The 26,032-nt window shown below is 67.7% G+C and carries 22 protein-coding genes; 10 read left to right on the plus strand and 12 right to left on the minus strand.

Annotated features, from left to right (window positions below; all coding sequences use genetic code 11):
* Window positions 1–27 precede the first annotated feature (27 nt).
* On the minus strand, window positions 28–966 hold the full coding sequence (locus AC1DJ5_RS11980; RefSeq protein ID WP_441454678.1) for a pirin family protein: 939 nt from the start codon (window positions 964–966) through the stop codon (window positions 28–30).
* A 199-nt stretch (window positions 967–1,165) separates the two neighbouring features.
* The gene (locus tag AC1DJ5_RS11985) at window positions 1,166–1,654 is read right to left on the minus strand and encodes an Lrp/AsnC family transcriptional regulator (protein ID WP_441454679.1); all 489 of its coding nucleotides are present in this window, start codon (window positions 1,652–1,654) and stop codon (window positions 1,166–1,168) included.
* Window positions 1,655–1,802: 148 nt separating this feature from the next.
* Between AC1DJ5_RS11985 and AC1DJ5_RS11990 the strand changes: the two genes are divergently transcribed.
* From AC1DJ5_RS11990 to lpdA, 5 genes are all read left to right on the plus strand, one after another.
* Window positions 1,803–3,032: a thiamine pyrophosphate-dependent enzyme gene (locus AC1DJ5_RS11990; RefSeq protein ID WP_477020742.1), complete on the plus strand. Its 1,230-nt coding sequence runs from the start codon at window positions 1,803–1,805 to the stop codon at window positions 3,030–3,032.
* A 2-nt stretch (window positions 3,033–3,034) separates the two neighbouring features.
* Window positions 3,035–4,156, plus strand: coding sequence for an alpha-ketoacid dehydrogenase subunit beta (locus AC1DJ5_RS11995; protein WP_477020743.1), 1,122 nt, complete (start codon window positions 3,035–3,037; stop codon window positions 4,154–4,156).
* Window position 4,157: 1 nt separating this feature from the next.
* Complete coding sequence (locus AC1DJ5_RS12000; RefSeq protein WP_477020744.1) at window positions 4,158–5,840, plus strand: 2-oxo acid dehydrogenase subunit E2; 1,683 nt, start codon at window positions 4,158–4,160, stop codon at window positions 5,838–5,840.
* Window positions 5,841–5,908: 68 nt separating this feature from the next.
* Entirely contained in the window at window positions 5,909–6,196 is a 288-nt protein-coding gene (locus AC1DJ5_RS12005; protein ID WP_477020745.1) for a GIY-YIG nuclease family protein, read from the plus strand.
* A 52-nt stretch (window positions 6,197–6,248) separates the two neighbouring features.
* Window positions 6,249–7,643, plus strand: a complete 1,395-nt coding sequence (gene lpdA, locus AC1DJ5_RS12010) for a dihydrolipoyl dehydrogenase (RefSeq protein WP_477020746.1) — start codon at window positions 6,249–6,251, stop codon at window positions 7,641–7,643.
* Between the two features lie 197 nt (window positions 7,644–7,840).
* On the opposite strand, the gene AC1DJ5_RS12015 is transcribed toward lpdA, so the two are convergent.
* A complete protein-coding gene (locus AC1DJ5_RS12015) occupies window positions 7,841–8,218 on the minus strand; it encodes a DUF1801 domain-containing protein (protein ID WP_441454684.1) in 378 nt (125 codons plus the stop codon).
* 121 nt (window positions 8,219–8,339) lie between these two features.
* On the opposite strand from AC1DJ5_RS12015, the gene AC1DJ5_RS12020 reads away from it, so the two are divergent.
* Window positions 8,340–8,696 (plus strand): hypothetical protein, encoded by a 357-nt coding sequence (locus AC1DJ5_RS12020; protein WP_477020747.1) that lies wholly within the window; start codon window positions 8,340–8,342, stop codon window positions 8,694–8,696.
* 15 nt (window positions 8,697–8,711) lie between these two features.
* Here the strand turns inward: AC1DJ5_RS12020 and AC1DJ5_RS12025 are convergent, their stop codons facing one another.
* Both AC1DJ5_RS12025 and clpB read right to left on the minus strand, forming a co-directional pair.
* Entirely contained in the window at window positions 8,712–10,211 is a 1,500-nt protein-coding gene (locus tag AC1DJ5_RS12025; RefSeq protein WP_477020748.1) for an AlbA family DNA-binding domain-containing protein, read from the minus strand.
* A 68-nt stretch (window positions 10,212–10,279) separates the two neighbouring features.
* Entirely contained in the window at window positions 10,280–12,868 is a 2,589-nt protein-coding gene (gene clpB / locus AC1DJ5_RS12030) for an ATP-dependent chaperone ClpB (protein WP_477020749.1), read from the minus strand.
* Window positions 12,869–13,080: 212 nt separating this feature from the next.
* Here clpB and AC1DJ5_RS12035 point away from each other — a divergent pair, with 212 nt between their 5' ends.
* Complete coding sequence (locus AC1DJ5_RS12035) at window positions 13,081–13,527, plus strand: BA14K family protein (protein ID WP_441454687.1); 447 nt, start codon at window positions 13,081–13,083, stop codon at window positions 13,525–13,527.
* 118 nt (window positions 13,528–13,645) lie between these two features.
* The gene (locus AC1DJ5_RS12040) at window positions 13,646–14,290 is read left to right on the plus strand and encodes a LysE family translocator (RefSeq protein WP_477020750.1); all 645 of its coding nucleotides are present in this window, start codon (window positions 13,646–13,648) and stop codon (window positions 14,288–14,290) included.
* A 21-nt stretch (window positions 14,291–14,311) separates the two neighbouring features.
* Here the strand turns inward: AC1DJ5_RS12040 and AC1DJ5_RS12045 are convergent, their stop codons facing one another.
* Window positions 14,312–16,558 (minus strand): TonB-dependent receptor domain-containing protein, encoded by a 2,247-nt coding sequence (locus tag AC1DJ5_RS12045; RefSeq protein WP_477020751.1) that lies wholly within the window; start codon window positions 16,556–16,558, stop codon window positions 14,312–14,314.
* A gap of 186 nt (window positions 16,559–16,744) precedes the next feature.
* On the opposite strand from AC1DJ5_RS12045, the gene AC1DJ5_RS12050 reads away from it, so the two are divergent.
* Complete coding sequence (locus AC1DJ5_RS12050; protein ID WP_477020752.1) at window positions 16,745–18,397, plus strand: serine hydrolase; 1,653 nt, start codon at window positions 16,745–16,747, stop codon at window positions 18,395–18,397.
* Between the two features lie 164 nt (window positions 18,398–18,561).
* On the opposite strand, the gene AC1DJ5_RS12055 is transcribed toward AC1DJ5_RS12050, so the two are convergent.
* The 4 genes from AC1DJ5_RS12055 to prmC all read right to left on the minus strand — a co-directional run bounded on the left by AC1DJ5_RS12055 (window position 18,562) and on the right by prmC (window position 22,095).
* Complete coding sequence (locus tag AC1DJ5_RS12055) at window positions 18,562–18,966, minus strand: SPFH domain-containing protein (RefSeq protein ID WP_441454691.1); 405 nt, start codon at window positions 18,964–18,966, stop codon at window positions 18,562–18,564.
* Window positions 18,967–19,045: 79 nt separating this feature from the next.
* Window positions 19,046–19,768 carry a DUF4893 domain-containing protein gene (locus AC1DJ5_RS12060; protein ID WP_477020753.1) on the minus strand — a complete coding sequence of 241 codons (723 nt, stop codon included), beginning with the start codon at window positions 19,766–19,768 and terminating at the stop codon, window positions 19,046–19,048.
* A 147-nt stretch (window positions 19,769–19,915) separates the two neighbouring features.
* Complete coding sequence (locus AC1DJ5_RS12065; protein WP_441454693.1) at window positions 19,916–20,914, minus strand: DUF4167 domain-containing protein; 999 nt, start codon at window positions 20,912–20,914, stop codon at window positions 19,916–19,918.
* 284 nt (window positions 20,915–21,198) lie between these two features.
* Window positions 21,199–22,095 carry a peptide chain release factor N(5)-glutamine methyltransferase gene (gene prmC, locus AC1DJ5_RS12070; RefSeq protein ID WP_477020754.1) on the minus strand — a complete coding sequence of 299 codons (897 nt, stop codon included), beginning with the start codon at window positions 22,093–22,095 and terminating at the stop codon, window positions 21,199–21,201.
* A 78-nt stretch (window positions 22,096–22,173) separates the two neighbouring features.
* On the opposite strand from prmC, the gene AC1DJ5_RS12075 reads away from it, so the two are divergent.
* Window positions 22,174–23,400: a YihY/virulence factor BrkB family protein gene (locus AC1DJ5_RS12075; protein WP_441454695.1), complete on the plus strand. Its 1,227-nt coding sequence runs from the start codon at window positions 22,174–22,176 to the stop codon at window positions 23,398–23,400.
* A gap of 31 nt (window positions 23,401–23,431) precedes the next feature.
* On the opposite strand, the gene prfA is transcribed toward AC1DJ5_RS12075, so the two are convergent.
* Together prfA and AC1DJ5_RS12085 are read right to left on the minus strand one after the other, a co-directional pair.
* Window positions 23,432–24,499 (minus strand): peptide chain release factor 1, encoded by a 1,068-nt coding sequence (prfA, locus tag AC1DJ5_RS12080; RefSeq protein ID WP_477020755.1) that lies wholly within the window; start codon window positions 24,497–24,499, stop codon window positions 23,432–23,434.
* Window positions 24,500–24,567: 68 nt separating this feature from the next.
* Window positions 24,568–25,920: an alpha/beta hydrolase family protein gene (locus AC1DJ5_RS12085; protein ID WP_477020756.1), complete on the minus strand. Its 1,353-nt coding sequence runs from the start codon at window positions 25,918–25,920 to the stop codon at window positions 24,568–24,570.
* Window positions 25,921–26,032: the final 112 nt, after the last annotated feature.

The raw sequence follows: 26,032 nt of genomic DNA on the forward strand, positions 1-26,032 counted from the left end.
GCCCGCGCGTTCCGTAACAACCTCGCCCTAGACCGGGTCGGTCGGCTTGGGTTCGACGGGCTCCGGCGAGCGGGTGGCCAGGGCGGGTTCGTCCGGCAGGGGGATGAACTCCAGCGCGTCTTCAGCGGGCAGGCTCATGCGGCCAGCCTTCCAGTCGGCCTTGGCCTGATCCAGACGGTCCTGGGTCGAGGCGACGAAATTCCACCAGATCAGCCGCTCGCCCACCGGCTCGCCGCCCAGGACCATGACGCTGGAGGGTTGAAGCGCCGTAATGGTCGGCTCGGCCTGGGCCGACAGGACGACCATCTGACCCGCGTGGAAGGTGCGGCCGTCGACCTCGATCAGCCCCTTGGCCACGAACAGCGCGCGTTCGCTGTAACCGCCTTTCGCCCGCGGCGGCGGCGGCGCGGCGCGGACGCCCTGGGCCATTTCCCAGTGGACGTAGAAGAGCGGCGACTGAACCGGGGTGCCCGCCTTGGCGCCGAAGGCCTCGCCCGCCACCAGGCGCGCGAACAGGCCGTTGTTCTCATAGGTCGGCTGGGCGTCCTCGCCGAGGTGGGTGAAGGAGGGGGCGATCTCTTCCTTGTCGAGCGGCAGGGCGACCCAGGCCTGCATGCCGTGCATCCGCCCGCCTTGCGCCTTCTTCAGCGGATCGGTGCGTTCGGAATGGACGATGCCCGACCCGGCGGTCATCCAGTTCACCTCGCCGGGACGGATGGCCTGGGTGTAGCCCAGATTGTCCCGGTGCATGATCTCGCCCTCGAACAGATAGGTCAGGGTCGACAGGCCGATGTGCGGATGCGGCCGCACATTGATGGCGTCGGCGCCGGGCGCGAACTCGGCCGGCCCCATCTGGTCCAGGAAGATGAAGGGGCCGACCATCCGGTGCGAATGGAAGGGCAGGACCCGCCCGACCTCGAACCCGCCGAGGTCTTTCCTGCGCGCGTCGATCACCAGTTCGATCATGTCGGCTTCCCTGCACTACCTGAAGGCAAGATAGGGTCTGGTCGATGAGGCGGCAAACTTTCCTCCCCATTCCATGGGAGGTGGCGCGGACGCGCTGGCGTCCGTGACGGAGGGGCGACTCGACGGCTGGCGTTTACGCCGCCCCTCCACCACTTCGCGGTCCCCCTCCCCATAAAATGGGGAGGAAAGCGATCGGGTCTTAGCTGACGTGGGGGGTGATGATGCCCAGCGGCAGGGTGGTGACGTTCTTCACGCCGCGCGTGACGATATGGCTGGCGCAGTCGGAGACGATGCCCAGCGTCAGCAGCTTGTCGCGCAGGAACTGGTCGAAGGCGTGCATGTCCGAGGTGATAATGCGCAGGACGTAATCCTCGCGGCCGGTGATGGTGGCGCACTGCACCACTTCCGGCCAGTTGGCGACGGCGGCTTCGAAGATGTCGAGGTTCTCGCGCGAGGGCAGGCTCAGCTTGACGATGGCGTAGACTTCGAAGTCCAGGCCCAGCAGGGCCGCGTCCAGCAGCGTGACCCGCTTGCGTATCAGGCCGCTATCCTCCAGTCTCTTGATCCGACGCCAGCACGGCGAGGCCGACAGGCCGACGCGATCGGCGACCTCGGCGACAGACAGGCCGGCGTCCTGCTGCAGGATGTCGAGGATGCGGGCGTCGATTGGATCAAGTTCGTCGGCCAAATGCGTTTCTCCAAAAGGGGATTTTACGCAATAAAATACCTCAAATCAGCGTTTGGCAAGGGTATTTTTAGGAAGGCCAACAGAGACGCGCCATGCTATGCCCTCTTCATAGAGGAAACGCGGACGGATCAACCGGACGGGATGCATGATGAAGAATACACCCACCCTGTCGCTGCGCGTGCCGGAGCCCTCGGGCCGGCCGGGCGATGCGCCTGATTTCAGCCACTTGCAGTTCGATCCCGCCGGCGCCGTGAGCCGGCCCGAGGTGTCGACCGCCCCTTATGAGATGCGCGACCACGCCTTCCGTCTGGTGCGGGTGCTGGACGACGAGGGCCGGGCCGTCGGGCCCTGGGATCCGAAACTGGACCCCGAGATCATGCGTCGCGGCCTCAAGGCCATGATCCTGACGCGCGCCTTCGACGAGCGGATGCACCGCGCCCACCGTCAGGGCAAGACCAGCTTCTATATGAAGTGCACCGGCGAAGAGGCCATCGCGGTCGCCCAGGGCATGATCCTGAGCCGCGAGGACATGGGCTTCCCCACCTATCGCCAGCAGGGCCTTCTGATCGCGCGCGGCTATCCGCTGGCGAGCATGATGAACCAGATCTATTCCAACGCCGAAGACCCGATCAAAGGCCGCCAACTGCCGATCATGTATTCGGCCAAGGACTACGGCTTCTTCACGATCAGCGGCAACCTGGGCACGCAGGTGCCGCAGGCCGTCGGCTGGGCCATGGCCAGCGCCTACAAGGGCGACGACAAGATCGCCATCAGCTGGATCGGCGACGGCGCCACGGCGGAAGGCGACTTCCACAACGCTCTGACCTTCGCCGCCGTCTATCGCGCCCCGGTCATCCTGAACGTCGTCAACAACCAGTGGGCCATCTCGTCCTTCATGGGCATCGCCGGCGGGCTTGAGACCACCTTCGCCGCCAAGGCCATCGGCTACGGCCTGCCCGCCCTGCGCGTCGACGGCAACGACTTCCTGGCCGTCTGGGCCGCGACCCAGTGGGCCGAGGAGCGCGCGCGCACCAACCAGGGCGCGACCGTGATCGAGCTGTTCACCTATCGCGGCGCCCCGCACTCGACCTCGGACGACCCCAGCCGCTATCGCCCCGGCGACGAGGCCGAGAAGTGGCCTCTGGGCGACCCGATCGCCCGCCTGAAACAGCACCTGATCGCGATCGGCGAATGGTCGGACGAACAGCAGGAAGCCGCCGAGAAGGACGCCGTCGACCAGGTCCGCGCCGCCGGCAAGGAATCCGAGGCCATCGGCACGCTCGGCCAGTCGCGTCCCAGCGTGAAGACCATGTTCGAGGAAGTCTTCGCCACCGAAGACTGGCGCCTGGTCGAACAGCGCCGCGAGGTCGGAGTCTGACCATGACCCAGCAAACCTTCACCGACGCCGACCGCAACGACGGCATCGAGCCCGACATGGTCGATCAGAACCACGCGCCGAAGTCGGAGGCCCCGGCCAACGGCGTCGTGCCGATGAACATGATCCAGGCCCTGAACTCGGCCATCGACGTCAAGATGAGCGAGGACCCCAACGTCCTGTCGTTCGGCGAGGACACGGGCTATTTCGGCGGCGTCTTCCGCGTCACCGACCAGCTGCAGCAGAAGCACGGCCTGACCCGCAGCTTCGACGCTCCGATCAGCGAATGCGGCATCGTCGCCGCCGCCATCGGCATGGGCGCCTATGGCCTGCGCCCGGTCGTCGAGATCCAGTTCGCCGACTACATCTATCCGGCCTACGATCAGATCGTCTCGGAAGCGGCCAAGATGCGCTACCGCTCGGGCGGTCAGTTCACCTCGCCGATCACCATCCGCAGCCCCTACGGCGGCGGCATCTTCGGCGGCCAGACGCACAGCCAGTCGCCGGAAGCCCTGTTCACCCACATCGCCGGGCTGAAGGTCGTCATTCCGAGCAATCCCTATGACGCCAAGGGCCTGCTGACCGCCGCCATCGAGGACGACGATCCGGTCATCTTCTTCGAGCCGAAACGCCTCTACAACGGCCCCTTCGACGGCTGGCACGAGAAGCCCGTCTCGCCGTGGAAGACCCAGGCGCTGGCCCAGGTCCCGACCGAGAAATACGCCCTGCCGATCGGCAAGGCCCGCGTCATGCGCGAAGGCGCCGACGTCACCATCCTGGCCTACGGCACCATGGTCTGGGTCGCCCTGGCCGGCGCCGAGCACGCGGGCGTGGACGCCGAGGTCATCGACCTGCGCACCCTGGTGCCGCTGGACATCGAGACCATCGAAGCCAGCGTCAAGAAGACCGGCCGCTGCGTCATCGTACATGAAGCGCCCAAGACCTCGGGCTTCGGCGGCGAGCTGTCGGCCCTGGTGCAGGAGCGCTGCTTCTATCATCTGGAGGCGCCCATCGCGCGCGTGACCGGCTGGGACACCCCCTATCCGCACGCCTTCGAGTGGGAATACTTCCCCGGCCCGCAGCGCGTGGCCAACGCCCTGAAAGCCGTCATGTCGGGAGGCCGTTAAGATGGGTCGTTTCGTCTTCAAGCTGCCCGACGTGGGCGAAGGCACCGCCGAGGCCGAACTGGTCGCCTGGCACATTGCGGTCGGCGACAGGGTCGAGGAAGACCAGATCGTCGCCGACATCATGACCGACAAGGCCACGGTGGAAATCACCGCCCCGGTCAGCGGCAAGGTTCTGGTCATCCACGGCGAGCCGGGCCAGATGGTCCCGGTGCGCGGCCCCCTGGTCGAGTTCGAGGTCGAGGGCGCGGGCAATGCCGATTCTGCCCCCCTCTCCCTCGAGGGGAGAGGGGCCGGGGGTGAGGGTGAACTCGCCGCCATGGCCGACAAGGCGCCGGTGGCGCCGCCCGCGCCCACCACGAACCCGCCTGCATCCACCCCCACCCAACCCTCCCCCCTCGAGGGGGAGGGCTCGGCTAATTACGTCTTCAAGCTGCCCGACGTCGGCGAAGGCACGGCCGAGGCCGAGTTGGTCGGCTGGCACGTCAAGGTCGGCGACGCGGTCGAGGAAGACCAGATCGTCGCCGAGGTCATGACCGACAAGGCCACCGTCGAGCTGACCTCGCCCGTCTCGGGCGTGGTCGTCGCCCTGCATGGCGAGGCTGGACAGCAACTGCCCGTCGGCGGGCCGCTGGTCAGCTTCAAGGTCGAGGGCAAGGGCAATGTCGCCGCTGCTCCGGCTGCCGCCGCGCCCGTCGCCACGGCCGAGAAGGCCGCGCCTGCTCCGATGGCCAAGGCTGCTGCACCTGCGCCCAAGGCCGAGGCCAAGCCCGTCCCCGCCATGACCGGCCGCCAGCCGGGCGAGCGCGCCCTGGCCTCGCCCGCCGTGCGCAACCGCGCCCGCGACCTGGGCATCGACCTGGCCTTCGTGCCGGGCTCGGGTCCCGCCGGCCGCATCCAGCATGAAGATCTGGACGCCTTCGTCGCGCGCGGGGGCTCGCTGCCCGCCACCGCAGGCGGCACGGCCTCCTCGACCTACGCCCGCGCCGAAGGGACCACCGAGGTCAAGATCATCGGCCTGCGCCGCAAGATCGCGGAGAAGATGGCCGAGAGCGTGCGTCGCATCCCGCACATCACCTATGTCGAGGAAATCGACATGACGGCGGTGGAGGAGTTGCGGGCCCACCTGAACGCGACCAAGGCCAAGGACCAGCCCAAGCTGAACGTCCTGCCCTTCATCGCCCGCGCCATCGTCGTGGCCCTGCGCGATCAGCCCAGCATCAACGCGACGTACGACGACGAGGCCGGCGTCCTGACCCAGCACGCCCCGGTCCACCTGGGCATCGCCGCCCAGACGCCGAACGGCCTGATGGTGCCGGTGGTCCGCCACGCCGAGGCGCTGGACCCCTACGCCACCGCCCTCGAAATCGCCCGCGTCTCGGGCGCGGCCAAGGACGGCAGCGCCAAGCGCGAGGAACTGTCCGGCTCGACCATCACCATCACCTCGCTGGGAACGCTGGGCGGCGTGGTCCACACGCCGATCATCAACCACCCCGAGGTCGCCATAGTCGGGCCGAACAAGATCGCCGAACGCGTGGTGGTCAAGGACGGCCAGATGGTCGTGCGCAAGATGATGAACCTCAGCTCCAGCTTCGATCACCGTATCGTCGACGGGCATGATGCTGCGGTCTTCGTGCAGCGGATCAAGGGCCTGCTGGAGCACCCGGCCACGCTCTGGATGAACTAACCCCCGCACTGCCCTTCCGCTCATCCCCGCGGAGGCGGGGACCCAGGCTTTAGCTTCGGACCCCGCCCTTGGCCTTCTTCACCTACATCATGGCCAGCCGACGGAATGGGACGCTCTATACGGGCTCGACGGACGACATCGGTCTGCGCGCCTGGCAGCACAAGGAAGGGGCGGGGTCGAAGTTCACCGCCGAGCACGACGTGGAGAGACTGGTCTGGTTCGAGGCCCACGAAACCCGCGAGGCGGCGTTTCGACGGGAGCGGCAGATCAAGAAATGGAACCGTCGGTGGAAACTGCGGCTGATTGAAGAAATGAACCCCGGCTGGCGCGATCTCGTCGAGACGCTGAGCGCCTAGTCAAAAACCTGGGTCCCCGCCTCCGCGGGGATGAGCGGAAGTTGTTCGGATCATGCAGACCCTCAAGACCAAAGTCCTGATCATCGGCGCCGGCACCGGCGGCTATGTCGCGGGCATCCGTTGCGGCCAGTTGGGCCTCGACACCGTGCTGGTGGACGGCGGCGACGGCCTGGGCGGCACCTGCCTGAACGTCGGCTGCATTCCGTCCAAGGCCATCATCCACGCGGCGGGCAAGTATGAGACGGTGCTGAAAGCCGCCGGCGACGGCACGCTGGGCATCACGGCGTCCACCCCGGCCATCGACCTGTCCAAGACGGTCGAATGGAAGGACGGCATCGTCAAGAAGCTGAACGCCGGCGTCGGCGCCCTGCTGAAGAAGGCCAGGGTCAAGGTCATCAAGGGCTGGGCCGAGTTCTCGGACGCCAAGACCTGCCGCGTCGAGACCGCTGACGGCCCCATCCTCATCACCGCCGAACACGTCATCCTGGCCACGGGGTCGGAGCCGGTCGAGCTGCCCTTCCTGCCGTTCGGCGGCGACGTCATCTCCTCGACCGAGGCCCTGAGCCTGCCCGAGGTGCCGAAGAAGCTGGTCGTCGTCGGCGGCGGCTATATCGGCCTGGAGCTGGGCATCGCCTTCCGCAAGCTGGGCGCCGAGGTGGCCATCGTCGAGATGGCCGACCGGCTGCTGCCGCTCTACGACAAGGCCCTGACCGACCCGGTGCAGAAGTGGCTGGAAAAGCATGGCGTTGAACTCTTCCTCGGCGCCCGCGCGGGCGGTTTCGGCGACGGAAAGCTGAACGTCACCGACAAGGACGGAAACCCGATGCAGCTGGACGCCGACAAGGTGCTGGTCACCGTCGGCCGTCGGCCGCGCACTAAGGGCTGGGGTCTGGAGACCATGGGCGTCGCCATGGACGGTCCATTTGTGAAGATCGACAAGCGCTGCGCCACCTCGATGAAGAACGTCTGGGCCGTCGGCGACCTGACCGGCGAACCCATGCTGGCGCACAAGGGCTCGGCCCAGGGCGAGGTCGTGGCCGAGATCATTGCGGGCCATGACCGCGTGTTTGATCCCGTCACCATCGCCGCCGTCTGCTTCACCGAGCCGGAAATCGTCTCGGCGGGCCTGGGTCCGCAAGACGTCGAGGGCCGCGACGACGTCATCCAGTCCGTCTTCCCCTTCGCCGCCATCGGCCGCGCCCTGGCCATCGAGGCCGGCGAGGACGGCGGCTTCGTCCGCGTCATCGCGTCCAAGACCGACCACCGCATCCTCGGCATCCAGGCCGTCGGCCAGCACGTCTCGGAGATGTCCAACAGCTTCGCCCAGATGCTGGAAATGGGCGCCGTGCTGGAAGACGTGGCGGGCGTCATCCACGTCCACCCGACCCTGGGCGAGGCCTTCCACGAGGCCAGCCTGCGGGCGCTGGGCCACGCCATACACATTTAAGGGCGCTATCGCTCGCGACGCCGTCGCTCGCTGCTTGAGCGCCGCGTCTTCCTTCTCCCCTTGCGGGAGAAGGTGGCCCGTCAGGGCCGGATGAGGGGTCTCGCCACGCTGATAAGGGGCGACGAGTGAAACGTCGCGCCCCCCTCATCCGTCAGCCTTCGGCTGCCACCTTCTCCCGCAAGGGGAGAAGGACAGAGTCAGCGCGCCTTCTTCGCCGCGTTCGCCCCCGCCGCCGCGCGGATCAGCGCCTTGAAGGCCGCTTCGTTGATGGCCTCGCCTTCGTGCAGGTCGATGGCGCGGCGCGTGTTGCCCTCCAGACTGGCGTTGAACAGGCCCGCCGGATCGTCCAGCGACGCGCCCTTGGCGAAGGTCAGCTTGACGGCGGTCTTGTAGGTCTCGCCGGTGCACAGGATGCCGCCGCGCTCCCAGACCGGCACGCCGCGCCATTTCCAGGTCTCGACCACGTCCGGCAAGGCTTGATGGATCAGGGCGCGGACGCGGGCCAGGGTCTCGCCGCGCCAGTCAGCCAGCGAAGCGATGCGGGCGTCGATCAGGGCGGAGGGGTTCTCGGTCATGGCGGGAGTTTGCACCAAGAGCCGCCAAGAAGGAAAGCCAGTCGATCGTCGCGTCCGGCCGTGTCGCGCATCTTGCCCGAGGCGGCCAAAGGGGCGAGGCTTTCGAAAACGGGAGGCTTCAATGAGCGTCGAGACCCATTACCTGGCCGTCTTCACCAGCGACAAGACCGGCCCGCGCTGGCGGGCCTGGTATGCGATGACGGAGGCCCAACAGGCCGAGACGGCCCGCGTCGGCGTGGCCGCCGTCGCTGCCTGGGAAGAGGCGCACCGCGACTCCATCGTCTTTCAGGGCGGCCCGCTGGGCCCGACCAAGCGCATCGGCGACGACGGCGAAGTGACGGACGTGGTCAACCTGCTGACCGTCTTCATGGTCGTGCGCGCCGACAGCCACGAGGCGGCGGCCCGCCTGTTCGAGGGCCACCCGCATATGTCCATCTTCGTCTGCGACGGGGTCGAGGTGATGCCAATCCTGGGGTGAGGGATGATCTAATCCCTAGCCGCCCGAGCGTCGATAAACCAGTTCATCCATGCGACCTGCCGCAGCCTTTACGTATGACTGTAGATCGCCGCCATTCGCCGGCTGCCACGCAAACTCGAACCCCGCACGTAGAACCGACCACATAGCATCGACTTGCTCCGGCAATGGAGCCACAACCATGCGTAGCGCGGTCATGGCACGCCGCAGTTCCGTTGCCGTCTCGATCTTCAAGATTTCGCCATTAAGAATTTGGCCTCGCGGAATTTTGTATGTCTTTTGATATGGCTTACCGGCTGATGTCTTGCCTGAAAGCCGATCCAAGGCGCGTCTTCGCTTCGAAGGCGAAAGCCCTTCTGCTTCAACGATTTTCGCGGCCTCCTCGCAAGTAACCTTCGCCTCATCCAACCATCGAAACAACGGCATCCAGTCAGAGTGCGAGTTGATGGCTGCAAGGAAATACTGGAGCGGTTCGGCGACTGGCTCGCGACAGATAAAGTTCCGCGCCACCGACTGATCACTGGTAAACTGGCGCACGATCTTCGTAGCTTGTGCCACAGGGTCAATTTTGGCGTCAGCGATAATTCGGACAGCTGGCGAGCCGCCGACTTCCACGAACTCACCCTCTTTAATAACGCTGAGTTGATCCACGAATTCTTGAGAAAGCCGAACCTGCTCACGACCATTCGTCAAATCTCCGGTCTTAAGGTCGATGACAGCGACTTCGTCCGGAGTTCGGTCAGAAAAAATACTTAGATTGTCTAATAGCTCACGTTGCGCGCGCTTATCGCGATCGTGAAGGAGATCGCTCAGTTCACCAAAGCCGATCTCTGATGACTGCCCAGGGTATCGATAATATATCGCTCCCGCTCTAATTTTTTCTCCAAACTTTTTTGTAGCAACGACCGGCTTTCGGTCCGCTTCTGCGACAAAAATTACACCTACTGTTTTCCCCGCTACCTTAAATGTCGCCTTTTCAAAATGAGGCGTAGGCATCAAGCAATTCTTGATTGCTGTAGACCACCGGCTCAAGTCAGAATCGAATGTGTCCGTCGCCGACAGGCCGACAATTTTTCCAGTCTGATCCTCAATGCCACAGAAAATATATCCGCCTGAGTTGTTTGCCAACGCCGCTACCGCCCGCAGTATCTTCGAAAGCGTGTTCTCTTGAAATGAGAAGGAAGCCTTGAATTCGATCTGATCGTCTTCAATTCCCAATAGAGACACACCATCACCGCGAAGCTTGAGCAGCTTGGCTATTGTCGGAGCCCCGAGCGGATCGCTTTCTTCTCCCTCCCTAGAGCGAGTGAAAGATTCGACGAAGCGCTGCAACGTGTCGGCGCTTGCAGCCTCAACGTCTTCGCCAAAGCGGCCTAATTTGATTTCGCTATATGCAGCTGGGGTAAGAGTTCGATCAGGACGGTTGAAGTACGCGTGCATTTTATCGCGCGCGTACTTCTCAACCATCATCCGCTTAATGAGCGCGATTTCCCAGTCTTCAAGACCTCTTTGAGCCATGCAACCTCAGCGATTCGTCTAAGGCAACACTACCCGAAAGATCGTTGATTTGTGAAATAGATAGAACCCTAGTGCACCCTCGCCTTCCCGATCTCCAGCCCGTCCTCGCCCGCTGACACCGCCACCACGGACCCGTCCTCGATCTCGCCGGCCAGAAGCTTCTTGGCCATGGGGTCGACCAGGGTCTTCTGGATGACGCGCTTGAGGGGGCGGGCGCCGTAGACGGGGTCGTAGCCCTTGTCGGCGAGCCAGTTGAGGGCGCTGTCGTCCAGGGCCAGGGTCAGGCGGCGGTCGGCCATCAGCTTTTCGAGGCGCGCCAGCTGGATGCGGACGATGCCGCCCATCTGTTCGCGGCCGAGGCGGTGGAACAGGATGATCTCGTCGATGCGGTTCAGGAACTCGGGCCGGAAGTGGGCGCGGACCTGTTCCATGACCAGGGGCCGCACGGCCTCGACGTCCTCGCCCTCGGGCTGGTCGGCCAGATACTGGCTGCCCAGGTTGGAGGTCATGATGATCAGGGTGTTCTTGAAGTCGATGGTGCGGCCCTGACCGTCGGTCAGGCGACCGTCGTCCAGCACCTGCAACAGGACGTTGAAGACGTCGGGGTGGGCCTTCTCGACCTCGTCGAACAGGATGACCTGATAGGGGCGACGGCGCACGGCCTCGGTCAGGGCGCCGCCCTCGTCATAGCCGACATAGCCGGGAGGGGCGCCGATCAAGCGGCTGACGCTGTGCTTCTCCATGTATTCGGACATGTCGATGCGGGTGATGGCGTTGTCGTCGTCGAACAGATAGCCGGCGAGCGCCTTGGTCAGCTCGGTCTTGCCCACGCCCGTCGGGCCGAGGAAGAGGAAGCTGCCCAGCGGCTTGTTGGGATCGTTCAACCCGGCGCGAGCGCGGCGCACGGCGTCGGACACGGCTTCCAGCGCCTCGTCCTGACCGACCACGCGGCGGCCCAGTTCGTCCTCCATCTTGAGCAGCTTTTCGCGCTCGCCTTCCAGCATCTTGTCGACGGGGACGCCGGTCCAGCGGCTGACGACGGCGGCGATCTGTTCGGCGTCGACGACTTCGGGGGTCAGGGGGCCTTCGGCCGGTTTCTCGGCGGCTTCGGCCTCGGCCAGCTGGCGTTCCAGCTGGGGAATCTGGCCGTAGGCGATCTCTGAGGCGCGGCCGAGGTCGCCGGCGCGCTGGGCGGCGGCCAGTTCGGCGCGCAGGCGGTCCAGGGTTTCGCGCAGTTGCGCCCCCTGCCCGACCTTGTCCTTTTCCGACTTCCAGCGGGCGGTCATGGCGTCCGACTGGCCTTCGAGGTCGATGATCTCGTCCTCGATCTTCTCCAGACGCTGCTGCGAGGCGCTGTCGCTTTCCTTCTTCAGGGCCTCGCGCTCGATCTTGAGCTGGACCAGACGGCGGTCGATTTCGTCCAGGGCCTCGGGCTTGGAATCGACGGCCATGCGGACGCGCGACGCGGCCTCGTCGATCAGGTCGATAGCCTTGTCGGGCAGGAAGCGGTCGGTGATGTAGCGGTTCGACAGGGTGGCGGCGGCGACGATGGCGCTGTCGGAAATGCGCACCCCGTGGTGGACCTCGTACTTCTCTTTCAGGCCGCGCAGGATCGACACCGTGTCCTCGACGGTGGGTTCGGCGACGAAGACCGGCTGGAAGCGACGGGCCAGGGCCGCGTCCTTCTCGACGTGCTTGCGATACTCGTCCAGCGTGGTGGCGCCGACGCAGTGCAGTTCGCCGCGCGCCAGGGCGGGCTTCAGCAGGTTGGAGGCGTCCATGGCCCCGTCGCCCTTGCCGGCGCCGACCAGGGTGTGCATCTCGTCGATGAACAGGACGATGCCGCCCTCGGCCTGGGCCACCTCGTTCAGCACGGCTTTCAGCCGCTCCTCGAACTCGCCGCGGTATTTGGCGCCCGCGATCAGGCTGCCCATGTCCAGCGACAGGACCTTCTTGTCCTTCAGGCTTTCCGGCACGTCGCCGTTGACGATGCGCAGGGCCAGGCCTTCGACGATGGCGGTCTTGCCGACGCCGGGTTCGCCGATCAGGACGGGGTTGTTCTTGGTCCGCCTAGCCAGGACCTGGATGGTGCGGCGGATTTCCTCGTCGCGGCCGATGACCGGGTCGACCTTGCCGTCGCGCGCAGCCTCGGTCAGGTCGCGGGCGTAGCGTTTCAGGGCGTCGTAGCTGTCCTCGGCGCCGGCGCTGTCGGCGGTCTTGCCCTTGCGCATCTCGGCGACGGCTTCATCCAGCTTCTTGGGCGTGACGCCGGCGGACTTCAGCGCCTCGGCGGCGGCCCCGCCCTCCTTGGCGATGGCGGCCAGCAGGCGCTCGGTCGTGACGAAGGCGTCGCCGCCCTTTTTCGAGGCCTCCTCGGCGGCGCTGAAGACGCGCGCCGTGTCGCCGTCCAGATAGAGCTGGCCCGAGCCGCCCTCGACCTGGGGCCGCTTCTTCAGCAGGCCCTCGGTGACCAGTTCGACGGCGGACGGATCGCCGCCCGCCTGGTCGATCAGCTTGCGGGCCAGACCGTCGCGTTCCTCAAGCAGCACCTTCAGCAGGTGCTCGGGGGCGAACTGCTGATGCCGCCGGGCGAGCGCCAGCGACTGGGCGGATTGGACGGCCTGTTTGGCGCGGTCGGAATAGAGGTCGAGATTCATCGTCGTTCAGTCCCCTCGGAAGGCGGAATTCCATCACTGCGCCCTTCCGCGAAGCGGCGCCTTGAGTTGTGTCAAACGAGGTGGGTGTGGCGGATCAGCCACGCAAGGCCGCGCCCGCCTCGGGCGGGACGGCCGCACGAATATTTTGGGGGAGGGTCGATCCATCCTCGCCCCAGTCCGTTGCCGTGACCGGGGCACAATGGAGAACTGACATGAGAAGTGTTTTCGCCGCCGCCGCCGGACTGCTGATCATCGTGGCGGCGCCCTCGCTGGCGCAGCAGCCTCCGCCGCGCCCCGCCCCGGCCCCGGCCCCTGGCCACGCCATGCAGCCCGGCCAGACCATGACGCCGCAACAGCGCCCGGCGCCGGCGCCTTCGACCGCCCGCCCCCAGGCCATGCCCGGCCATATGGAGACAGGTCCGCGCCCCTATCAGGCGGAACCCGGCGGCATGCGCGGCGGCATGCACGGCGGCGAGATGAATTACGGCCGTTGGGAAAGCAGCTGGGGTCACCGTCCGCCCCCCCCGCCCGCGCATTTCACCCGTCATGACGACTGGTATCGCCACGTCCGCGCCTGCCAGCATCGTTACAAATCCTACAATCCGCGCACGGACATGTTCATGCCCCGTCACGGCCATAGGGCGCGCTGCACGCTCTAGCGCGTCTCTTTCCGTTTCCCCGAACGCCCGCCGCGATACAGCGGCGGGCGCGTGTGCAAGCACGCCGAGATTGAAGCGGGCGGCCTCCCGGGCCTAAGGCTGTCAGCGGGAGGCGAACATGGGGTTTCTGACAAACGGGCCGGTCGATCCGACCGTCGTCCTGCCGTTTCTGGCCGCCGTGGCGCTGATGGAGCTGACGCCGGGGCCGAACATGGGCTGGCTGGCGATCCTCTCTCTGTCGCAGGGACGGACGGCGGGATTGACGGCCGTGGCGGGGATCACACTCGGCCTGACGCTGTGGATGACCGCTGCCGCCTTCGGTCTGACCGAGGTAGTGCTGCTGTGGCCAGGGCTCTATCAGGCGATCCGCTGGGCGGGGGTAGGCTTTCTGCTGTGGCTGGCCTGGGACGCCTGGCGCAGCACCGGGGACGGCGCCGCCGCGATGCCGGCCGGGACGCGGCGACGCGCCCTGTTCCAGCGCGGGCTGATCGCCAATCTGCTGAACCCCAAGGCGGCCCTGCTCTACATCGTCCTGCTGCCGGGCTTCATCCGACCCGAGCACGGCTCCACCCTGGTTCAGGCGCTGACGCTGGGGACGTTGCATGTCCTGGTCAGCATCGCCGTCCACTCGACCATCGTCCTCACCGCAGCGCGCGCCGGAGGCGCCCTACTGACGCGCGCCCAAGGACCAACCCTGCGCGCCGCCATGACTCTGGGGCTGGTCGCCATCGCCGCCTGGACGGCCTGGGAGACGCGGATCTGAGGCGTGCGCTCGCGCCCGCCGTCAGCCCCCGGTCTGCGGAGCCGAGAAATCGAAGCTCGGGTCCTGGGGACGCTGCCGCCTGCCGAAGGTCCAGGTCAGGCCGATCAGCCCGGTGCGGCCGCCCATCCAGCGCTCGGTCCGGTCGCGGAACTCCGGCGTGTCCAGCGTGACCACGTCGCGGAAGTTGTCGAAGACATCGCGCACGGTGGCCTGCAGCGACAGGCTCTCGGTCAGCTTGCGGCGATAGCCCAGGTTGACCAGGGTGGTCGAATCCCGCGTGCCCTGGGCCAGAAGCTGCTCGCCGGTCCAGACGGTCGACACCTGGATGAAGTCGGCGCTGGTCGGCTGCCAGTTCAGGCTCAGACGGCCGCTGGCCACGTCGCTTGACCGGTTGGTTCCGCCCGGAATGTTCGAGGCGTCGATCTCCTGGCGGAACAGGTTGACGCTGGCGTTGTAGCGCAGGGTCGGATGCAGCCGCCCGTTGGCGACCAGCTCCAGCCCCAGATCGGTGCGGGCGCCCAGGTTCTCGGGCCGGGTCAGCAGGACGCCGCCGCCCAGATCGGTCGTCACCGGGGTGAAGGCCCTGGAGGTGTCCCGATAATAGAGGGTGGCCTGATAGAAGGTCTGCTGGACCCGACGCTGCCACATCAGCTCGAAGCTGTCCGTCTCCTGCTGCTTCAGGTCCGGGTTGCCCGAACTGTAATTGAGCGGGTCCTGATAGGTCAGGAAGGGATTCAACTCCGAGGGACGCGGCCGTTGCACCCGCCGGCCATAGCTGGCGCGCACCGACTGGCCGTCGGACAGGGCGTAGGAGACGTGCATCGTCGGATAGGCGTTGAAGTCGCTGGTCGAGCGCTTCATGCCCGAAGTCGTCTGATCCAGGTCCCGCTCCACCTGCTCCAGCCGTAGGCCGGCCTGGGCCGACAGCTTGGCGCCGAACGGACGCTCCCAGGTGGCGTAGAGGGCGTGGACCGCCTCGTCGACGTGGAAGTCGTTGGAAACCCGGGAATCCTGAACCAGCGTCGAGGGCGAGGGGCCACGGCGCACCCGGTTGTCGAGTTCCAGCGACACCAGCCGCAGGTCATAGCCGGCGCGCAACTTTCCGCCGTCCGCCATCGGACGCGTATAGGCGCTGGTCAGGCCCAACTGGTCGACGTTGTTGATCAGCTCGACCGTCTCAAAGGCGGGCGGAAGGACCGGCGCGAGCGTCTCGGTGAAGGCGTCGTTGGCGAAGCCGGCCCGCACGCGGTCCAGGCGCAGCTCGTTCGACCATTCGTGGCCCTGATCGTTGAAGCGGCGCAGCACGCGGCCCGTCGCGCCGACGAACTCGCCGGAATAGCCGCCGCTGGTCCGGCGCCGCCAGGCCGAACTCAGGCCGCCGGACGCGGCGTCGGCCTCATAGAGGTTCAGCGCGTCGGTATCGACGTCGATGTCGGTGTAGCGCAGCTCGCCGGTCAACTGGGTCTTGGCGTCGACGCGGTATTCGGCGCCCAGACGCAGATAGGCGTGGTCGGCGGCCCCCTCGATGGCCTGGGTCTGGCGCGCCTCCAGGAAACGACCGGACGGGGCGTCCAAGCGCGCGCGAAGACGATCCACCGTCTGGTCGAAGGGATCATGGCGCAGGCCGGCGTCGGCGGTCAGGGTGAGACGGTCGCGCGTGCGGGCGAGGTTGACGCCCAGGCTGTAGCGCCCGCTGTCCCCGACATTGGCCTGGACCGAGCCGGTCGTGGTCGCGGTCGTGGTCGCGCCCGGCTGCGCCTGAACCGGCTTGGTGATCAGGTTGATCACCCCGCCCGAGCCTTCGGGGCTGTAGGCCGCCGATGGATTGGTCATGACCTCAATGCGGCTGTAAGCGGCCGCGGGCAGGCTCTGCACCGCCTGGGCGCGGCTTTCGCCCGACAGCAGGGCCGATGGGCGGCCGTCGACCAGGATGGTCACGCCCGGATCGCCGCGCAGGCTGACGTTGCCGTTGGGGTCGACATCTACCGACGGGACGTTGCGCAGGGCCTCGGCCAGGGTTCCCGTGGCCGCCTGCAGATCATTGGCCAGGCTGTAGCTGACGGCGTCGATCGAGGTGCGCACGGCGTTGGCGCGCGCCGTGACGACCACATCCCCGATCTTGGCGGTCTGGTCCTGTTCAGGCGCCGGGGCCGGGCGCTGATCCTGGCTGGCCGCCGGCGGGGCCGACGGCGGCGTCTGCGCCAGCGCGCTCGCCCCCGGCAGCGCCAGCACCGAGCCCATCAGCGGAACGAGTGTGGATTTCAGCATGGCCTGCCCTCCCCAAGCGGAGGGCTTCATCGCCTCCCGAGCGGGCCTGCGCCTAACAGTCCGTCGCGGCCGGCCACAGTTACATCTTCGTCATACGTCCGGAATTTGCAGAGCGGCGCGCGCCGCCGCCTTGGCCCGGACGGCGGGCGGCGCTAGCGTCGCCGTTCAGTCTTCGGGAGCGTTTCCATGTCCATCCGCCTGTCGCGCCGCGCGGCGCTGATTTCGTCCGCCGTCGCCGCCTCGGGCGTCGCCCTGCCCACGACCGGCTGGACCCAGACCAGTTCCGACACGCGCAGCGACGACGAGATCGCCGCCGCCGCCGACGCCTGGGTGCAGCGCTGCATGGCGGCCTGGCCGGAGCAGCCCGCCGTCTCCCTGGCCCTGGTGCGCGACGGCAAGCCGGTGCTGACCAAGGGCTATGGCGTGCGCCGTCAGGGCAAGGCCGAGCCCGCCGACGAGCACACCCTGTTCGCCATCGCCTCCAACTCCAAGAACGTCACCGCCGCCTGCCTGGCCATTCTGGTCGACGAGGGCAAGGTGAAGTGGGACGCGCCGATCAAGACCTATCTGCCGGGCTTCACCCTGTCCGACCCGGTGATCGGCGCGCGCATCACCGTGCGCGACACGCTGAGCCACCGCGCCGGCTTCGGCTTGGGCGCCGGGGACCTGCTGTTCTGGCCCAACAGCGACCGAACCCGCGCCGAGGTGCTGGCCCAGGCCGCCTTCGTGCCGATCGAGGACGGCTTCCGCGCCGACTACCACTACTGCAACCTGATGTTCGTGGTGGCCGGCGCGGTGATCGAAAAGGTCTCGGGCCTCGCCTGGGAAGACTTCGTCCAGACCCGCATCTTCGACCGCGTGGGCATGAGCGAGAGCGTGCCGCTGGCGCGTCTGGCCGACCCCAAGAAGAGCGCCCTGCCGCACGCCCGCGTCGGGCCGCCGCTGCGCGGTAAGGGGCCGATGACCCAGATCGCCCATTCCATCGTCGAGGTGTGGAACTGGGATTCGGCGGCGGCGGCGGGCGGCATCTGCGCCAGCGCTGTCGACTGGGCCAAGTGGATCGCCGTGCGCCTGAACGACGGCAAGCTGGCCGACGGCACGCGCCTCTATTCCGAGGCCGCGGCGCGCGAGATGTACAAGCCGAACATCATCGTCTCTTCCTCGGCCGGGCCGACGGCGGAACTGCCCAACCGGGCCGTGGCCTCGACCTACGCCATGGGTCTGCAGGTTCAGGACTATCGCGGCGAGCGGCTGATCACCCACGGCGGCGGCTCGCCGGGCGGCATCTCGGCCACGGTCCTCATCCCCGGCCGCAAGGCGGGGTTCAGCGTCTTCACCAACGCCGAGGAGAGCTTCCTGCTGCGCGCCCTGCGCTCGGGCCTGTCGGACATCGTCATGGGCAAGGTCGACGTCGACTGGATCGCCGATTCCAAGAAGCGCGAGGCCGAAGGGACCGAGAAGTCGCTGAAGGCCGCCGTCGAGATCGACGCCAAGCAGGCGGCGGGGGCTGCGCCCTCCATGCCGCTGGAGGCCTATGTCGGGACCTGGCGCGATCCCTGGTATGGCGACATCGTCATCGAGCAGAAGACCGAGGGACGTGGCCGCAACAAGAAGACCGGCCTGTGGCTGGCCTTCACCCACACGCCCGCGCTGAAGGGCTGGCTGGAGCCCTATGACGGCGAGACCTTCCGCACCCGCTTCCCCGACAAACGGGAAGAGGACGCCTTCGTCACCTTCAGCATCCTGACCGCCAAGCCTGCGACCGCCACGCTCAAGGGCGTCTCGCCCGACATCGACTTCTCCTACGACTATCAGGACCTGCGGCTGACGCGGGTCTGAAAGCTCGCTTAATTCCTTCTCCCCTTGTGGGAGAAGGTGGCTCGCGAAGCGAGACGGATGAGGGGTTTCTGGCAGCTTATCCAGCTCTCCTTCATCCTCACTCGCAAGACCCCTCATCCGGCCCTGACGGGCCACCTTCTCCCACAAGGGGAGAAGGGCTTGGATTAGCGCGCCGCCTGGCCCCGCCCGGCTTCCAGGATCGGCATCCCGGCCTCGGTCGGCAGGTAGATGACCTGACGGTCGCCCTTGCCGGCGGTTTCCTGCAGCATGTTGATATAGGACCAGCGCAGGTAGTTTTCGGGACCGCCCAGCGACTGGGCCATGATGCGGTTGGCCTCGTTGGTGCCCTTGGCGCGTTCGATCTCGGCCTGGGCGGTCAGCTTGGCGGAATCCAGCGCGGCCTGGGCCTCCAGCACGCGGATGCGGCGGTTCTGCACTGCTTCTTCGAAGGCCGCCTTGCCCGCCATCTGCTTGGAATAGACGTTGTAGGTCGGGAGGCCGACCAGGACGACGGCGATCAGAACGCCGATGGCGATGACCGAACTGATAGTGAAACCCACGCTGCGCATATGCGCCTCCCCTGAATGAACAGCCGTCAGGGTGGACGCCGCCCACGCCGCCGGTCAAGGGCACCCGGTCAAGCCTGGGTCAGCGCGAGGCCGGGACTAGTTCGATCAGGTCGAGGTTGGACTCGTTCGCCGGCCACGGAACCGCCAGCCGCCAGCGACGCTCGCCGATCCGCTCGACCACGGCCACCATGTCGCGGTCGGAGCGCTGGCCATACGAGCGGGCGGCGGGTTCGGAGGCCAGCGACATCGAGCCGAGAAACACCATCTGGCGGTCATTCTCGGGGAACAGCAGGCCGGCGGGCCGTTGCGATCCGGTCAGTTTGGAGAATTTCAGGCCCGCAGGCGTCTGTTCGATGCGGCAGGCGAACCAGCCGTAGACGACATAGCCGAGCCCGCCCTCGCCGCCCTGTGATCCCAGCTTGACGGTGCGGCAGCGATAGTTTCCGACCGGCGGCGTGACCGAGGAACGCGCCGCGCCGGGGTCGATCAGGTCGCCCAACGAAGCCAGGTCGCCCGATCCCGGTTGGCGCTTCGCCTGCTGCAGGGCCAGGGTCCAGGCGGCGTCGCGGCGCTGATAGCGATCACGGTCGACGGCGGTGATGACACGGCGCCAGTCGCTGAGCACCGCGCCGCCGGGCGCGCCGGCGACGGTCGAAGGCGGCGGAGGCGGAGGGGGCGGCGGCGTGGTCGCGCACGCCGTCAGCAGGGCGGTCGCCAACACGCTCAGAATGGGCGCGCTCGGAATCAGGATGCGGGAAGCCGCCGCCATAAAACGCGAATTGCAGGCCGACGAACGTGACATGGGCTTTCCCTCGCACAGGGTCGAAAAGCCCCCCTTGCTAGGAAGCCCTCCCGGCGCGCCGCGTCAACCCCGGGCGAAGACCGCCCCTTCCCCTGACGGGGTCAGGCGGCGCGCGCCGCAGGCGTCGCGCGTCGGCGAAGCCCCCGATCAACCTTCGTCGGCGGCGGGTTCCACCTTGCGACGCGGAGCGCGACGCTTGGGCGCGGGCGCCTCATCCGACGCCGCTTCGTCCGCCGACGGGGCGGACGGACGCGTCAGGAAGCCGGGCAGGCCCATGCCGTCGCTGACGTTGGCGTCGGCCTCGGCGGGCACGCTGCGCTCGGCGCGCGGACGGCGCGGCGCGCGGGCGGGACGAGCGTCGTGTTCTTCGGCCTCGACCGGCGCCGGGCTGGCGGCCGCGTCGTCCGAACCGGCTTCGGGAACATATTCGGCCTCGGCCAGGGCGCGGGCTTCGTCCTCGGGCGTGGCCTCGCCGGCCTCGAAGCGACGGTTGCGTTCCTCGCGGCGACGCTCCCAGCGCTCGCGGCGGGTTTCGCGACGGCCGCCCTCGCGGGTCTCGCCTTCAGCGCGCGGTTCGCGGTCGTCAGCGCGAGGCTCACGCGGTTCGCGCTCGGCGCGGGGTTCGCGCGGTTCCCGATCCCGGTCGCGGTTGTTGTCGCGATCCCGATTGTTGTCGCGGTTGTTGTAGTCGCGGTCGCGGTTCTGCTCGCGTTCGGCGCGCTCGGCCTGACGGCGGGCCTCATCGTCGATCTTCTGCTGTTCGGCCTGAGCGGCGGCGATGATGGCGGCGGCCTGAGCGCCCGACTCGTCCTCGAAGTCGATGTCGAAGCCCTGGCCGGCCAGTTCGCGCTGGGCGATCTCCGAAACCGGACGCTGCGGCTGCAGGGCGCGCAGGACGCGGAAATAGTGTTCGGCGTGCTGGGTGTAGTTCTCGGCCAGCACCCGGTCGCCGGCGGCCGAGGCGTCGCGCGCCAGCTGCATATAACGCTCATAGACCGTCTGGGCGTTGCCGCGGACCTTGATGTTCTCAGGGCCCTGCGAATCCCACGACCGGTTCGGATTGGTGGCGTTGGCGTTGTTGCCGCCGCCGCTACCGGGCTTCCGGTTGCGTCCGCGCTGACGCTTCATGCCCTTGAAATCTCTCATCGGAGCTTACCGTGCTGGTGCGGGCCGCCGTCGGGTGAGGACGGGCAGGACCCAGTTCGTCGTTCCGTTCGGTCGGGGCCAATCCCCGTATCGATGTGCTCGGAAAACCGTTTGCCGCCCTGTGGTCCGCCAGACCAACTAGGCCCGACCGTCACTGGCCCCGACGCGCTTGAGCGAGCAAACCTGCCCGAAAAGGATGCGTATGAGTGGGAGACAAGAAACGACTTAGCGCGCGATGACGCGGTTTCCAAGGCTTTTGTTGCGCGGCTGCATCCGCCTTCCGGTCACGCTTCCGGGATGGGATCGACGCGCGGGTCCGGCCCGTTGGTGACGACACGGTCGCGGTCGCCCAGGTCCTTGACCACCTTGACCCCGGTGAAACCGGCCGCCTCGAACAGGGCCTTGACCTGCGCGCCCTGGTCCCAGCCGATCTCGACGGCGAAAACGCCTTCGGGGCGCAGGATGCGGGCGATCTCGGGGGCCAGGTCGCGATAGGGTTGCAGCCCGTCCGGGCCGCCGTCCAGCGCCAGATGCGGATCGTGCTCGCGCACCTCCGGGTCCAGACCGGCGATGTCCGCCGTCGGGATATAGGGCGGGTTGGACACCACCAGGTCGAAGCTGTGGTCGGCGAAGCCGGTCGCCCATTCAGTGCGGATAAAGGTGCAACGACCGTCCAGGTCGAGGTTTGCGGCGTTCTCGCGCGCCACGGCGATGGCCTCGGTCGAGATGTCGGCGCCCACGCCACGCGCGTTGGGACGCTCGACCAAAGTGGCCAGCAGGATGGCGCCCGAGCCGGTGCCCAGATCGATGAAGTCGAAGGCGCGCTGCGGGGCAAAGGCGCGGACGATGACGTCCAGCAGGGTCTCGGTGTCGGGGCGCGGGCTGAGCACGTCGGGCGTGACGTTCAGCATGATCTTCCAGAAGCCCTTCTTGCCCAGGATGCGAGACACGGGTTCGCGCTTCAGGCGGCGCTCGACCATGGCGTCCAGGGCCGCAGCCTTGTCGGCGTCGATGACGCGGTAGGGATCGGTCAGGATATCGACGCGGCCCGCGCCGGTCGCGGCCTCCAGCAGCAGGCGGGCGTCGATCGACGGGCTGTCGATGCCGGCGGCTTTCAGGCGGGCTTGCGCGCCCTTCCAGGCGGTGAGCAGGGTCGGGGCGGCGGGGGCGTTATCGGACATGACCGCTGATTGGCGCTTGCTGCGGGCGATTTCAAGACGGAACGCAGAGCGAGCGTGGCCGTTGAGGGACGGATGGGGATGCGGAACCTTCTGAAACCGGCGGGGCGGACGCCCGCCAAAGGCGGCGCCGTCTGGCGCTTTCTGGGCGCGGCGGCGGGCGGGCTGGCGGCCGGCGCCACGGCGGCGCATCTGCTCTACACTCAAGGGCACCGCTTCGGCCTCGAACTGCGCCCCAAGCGGCCCGAGCCCCTGCCGCCGCGCGAGCCGACGCCCGAAGACTATGACGCCAAGGAGCCTGGGCGCGGACGACTGGCCCAGCACCCGGCCCATATCCCGCGCAAGGGCTGGATCGACATCATCTGGCGCACGGGCATGGGCTATTTCGGCGACCGGGTCGGCTTCGTCGCCGGGGGCGTGACCTTCTTCATGCTGCTGGCCCTGTTCCCGACGCTGGCCGCCTTCGTCACCATCTATGGCCTGTTCGCCGATCCCGCCGACGCCTGGGGGCGCCTGAGCTTCCTCTATGCGGTGCTGCCGTCCAACGTGGCCCAGTTCCTCGGCGCCGAGATGTCGCGGCTGGCCGGCGATTCCACCGGCCAACTGACCTTCACCCTGGTCTGGACCCTGGCCCTGTCGCTGCTGGCGGCCAACGGCGGGGTGAAGACCCTCTTCTACGGCCTGAATCTCGCCTATCACGAGGTCGAGCGACGCAACATCATCACCTACAACCTGCTGTGCATGGGCTTCACCGTCACGGCGATGGCGGCGGTGCTGATCAGCGCGGCCCTGGTGGTGGGCGTCCCTGTCGTGCTGAAGCTGCTCGGCCTCGAGCAGGAATGGGCCCATCTGGCGCCGCTGCGCTGGCCGCTGCTGTTCCTGGGCTATGTCGGGGCCCTGGCGGTCATCTATCGCCACGGACCGTGCCGGGCGCGGGCGCGCTGGCGCTGGCTGACGCCGGGCGCCCTGTTCGCGGCCAGCCTCAGTCTGCTGGTCTCCTTCCTGTTCAGCTGGTTCCTGAGCCATTTCGTCCGCACCGACTCCTATGGTCCGCTGGCGGCGGCCATGGGCTTCCTGCTGTGGACCTGGTTTTCAGTGCAGGTGATCCTGATGGGCGCGCGGCTGAACGCCGAGATCGAGCATCAGACGGCCATCGACACCACCATCGGCGCGCCCCGGCCGATCGGCGAGCGCGGCGCGGTGATGGCCGATTCCGTCGGGCCGCGCCGGGGCAATCCGGCGGCTCTGGCGTTTACGCTGAAATACGCCGAGGCGCTGGGGGACAAGGTGCTGAGACGGCGAAAATAGTATCCTTCTCCCTCAAGGGGAGAAGGGAAAATCAGCCGAACTCGGCTTCCAGGTCGGCCAGGCGGGCGGCCTGGTCCTCGGCGATCAGGGCGTTCAACAGGGGGTCGATGTCGCCTTCCAGAATCTGCGGCAGGCTGTGCAGGGTCAGGCCGATGCGGTGGTCGGTCACGCGGCCTTGGGGGAAGTTGTAGGTGCGGATGCGTTCGGACCGGTCGCCCGAGCCGACCTGCGACTTGCGCGCGTCCGAGCGGGCGTTGTCCTTCATCTGGCGCTGCATGTCGTAGAGGCGGACGCGCAGATTCTTCATCGCCTTGTCGCGGTTGACGTGCTGCGACTTCTCCGACGACGTCACCACGATGCCCGAGGGGAAGTGGGTGATGCGCACGGCCGAGTCGGTCTTGTTGACGTGCTGGCCGCCCGAACCGGAGGCGCGGAAGGTGTCGATGCGGATGTCCTTGTCCTGAATGTCGATCTCGACATCCTCGACCTCGGGCAGGACAGCGACGGTGGCGGCCGAGGTGTGGATGCGGCCCTGCGTCTCGGTGGTCGGCACCCGCTGGACGCGGTGGACGCCCGACTCGAACTTCAGCCGACCAAAGACGCCCTCCCCGGTGACGGTGGCGATGATTTCCTTGTAGCCGCCGGCCTCGCCCTCGGTCGTGCTGTCGATCTCGACGCGCCAGCCGCGCGTGGAGGCGTAGCGTGAATACATGCGGAACAGGTCGCCGGCGAACAGGGCCGCCTCGTCCCCGCCCGTGCCGGCGCGCACTTCCAGCACGGCCGAGGCGTTCTCGTCGGCGTCGCGCGGGGCCAGCAGCAGGGCGACCTCGCGTTCCAGTTCGGGCAGGCGCGCGTTCAGGACGTCCAGTTCGTCGGCGACCATGGCGGCCATTTCGGGATCGGCGGCCATGGATTGCAGGTCCTCGACCTCGACGCGGGCGCGGGCCAGGGCCTGCACCGCGTCGGCCACCGGCTTCATCTCGGCGTGCTCCTTCGACAGGCGCACGATCTCGGCCCCGTCCGAAGCCGCGCCCATGCGCGCCTCCACCTGGTGGAAGCGGTCAAGTACCTGATCGAGCCGGGCCTGGGGCAGTCGCAAACGACAGTCTCCGAAGGAAGGTCGGCTTCTCTACGGCAGAGAGCCGACCCAAGTCCATCGTCGATCGCCTAGGGCGCGGCCCCGGGAAAGGCGACGACGGCGCGGCCGTAGCGCCCCTGGCCCAGCGGCCGGCCGAGCGCGAAATCCGACATCAGGGCGTAGTAGCCCTCGGTCTGCCGGGTCTCGGTGCGCGTGCCGTCCGCAGTCTGAATGAACTCGGCCATGCCGTGGTCGGTGTCGGGGAATTCGGCCAGGGTGATGGCCTCGCCCTCGGCCTGGAGCGTTGTCAAAAGGGCGCGCGTGGCCTCCGGCGGCGCGTCGCGGTCGGCCCCGGCGAGGACCCACAGGACCGGCACGTCGAGCGCGCGCAGCGGCGGCAGCGGGTCGTGGCGCCAGGTGGTGCCCTTGTCGCGCCGCGGCCCCATGAGCCTCAGCGCCGCTTCGGGGTATCGGGCCAGGTCGCCGGTGAACTCCCCCTTGGCGTGGGCGAACCAGGGCTCCTTGCGCCATTGGCGCTTCAACTGGTTCAGTTCGGCGAAGCCCGAGCGGAAGCCCGAAGCGATCACCTCGCCCGCGGCATCGGCCAGCAGGCCCGCCTTGCGCTGGGCCTCGGCGTCGAAGCCGGCCTCGGCGACGTTCAGCACCGTCTGGGCGCGGTTTTCCTCCAGCGGGCTGACCGCCAGGCCATAGCCGACGATGATAAAGTCTACCGGCGCCTGGGCCGCGGCCAGGGGCGCGACCCAGCCGCCCTGGCTGATGCCGCGCAGGCCGACGCGCCCGGCCCGGTCGCCGGCCAGGCGGCGGGCCTCGCGCACGGCCGCGGCGGCGTCGGCGGCCAGCAGGGCGAAGTCCTGGGTGTAGGTCCCGGTCGACGCCCCCGTGCCGCGCTTGTCGTAGACGAACAGGCCGACACCCGAGGCCGGGTCCAGGTGCTGCATGGCGTTGAAGTCGAGCGCGCTGTAGTCGCCCGAGCCATGCACCTCGACCAAAATGGGCGCGGGATCGACGCCCTGAGGCAGGATCAACCGCCCGGCCAGGGTTTCGCCCGCCCCCTGGAAGCGCGTTTCAATCACGTCAAAGCTGAGCCGCTGGGCGGCCTGGCCGTCGAAGGACGTCAGCCCCTGGGCGCAGTCGCCGAGCTGGAAGGGCGTGGGGTCCGGCTCCTGGGTCCAGCCGCGCGTGGCGCGCGCCTCGGCGCCCGCGCCGCTGATCAGCGCCGTGCGCCCGTCGACGGTGCGCCAGCGCAGCTTGCCGCTGACCGTGCCCCAGACCGAGACGACGCGGCCGTCGGCCAGCCGCGAGACGCCGGCCCCGCAGGCCGTGTCAGGCGAAGCGGCGAGCGCCTGGCCGTCGCCCGCCGGGACGCAGGCCGCTACGCCCGCCAGTGCGCCGGCCAGACCGAGCGCGCGCAAGGAACTCATGATCACGTCGAACCCCTCCCATAATTATGCCGCATTCAGGATAGCGGCGTCATGCGAGGACGAAAAGGGAGCGCTATCGCGATTGTGAGCGGTTCTAACAATGCCGTCAGCA

It is taken from the genome of Brevundimonas sp. 01N35 (assembly GCF_056399785.1).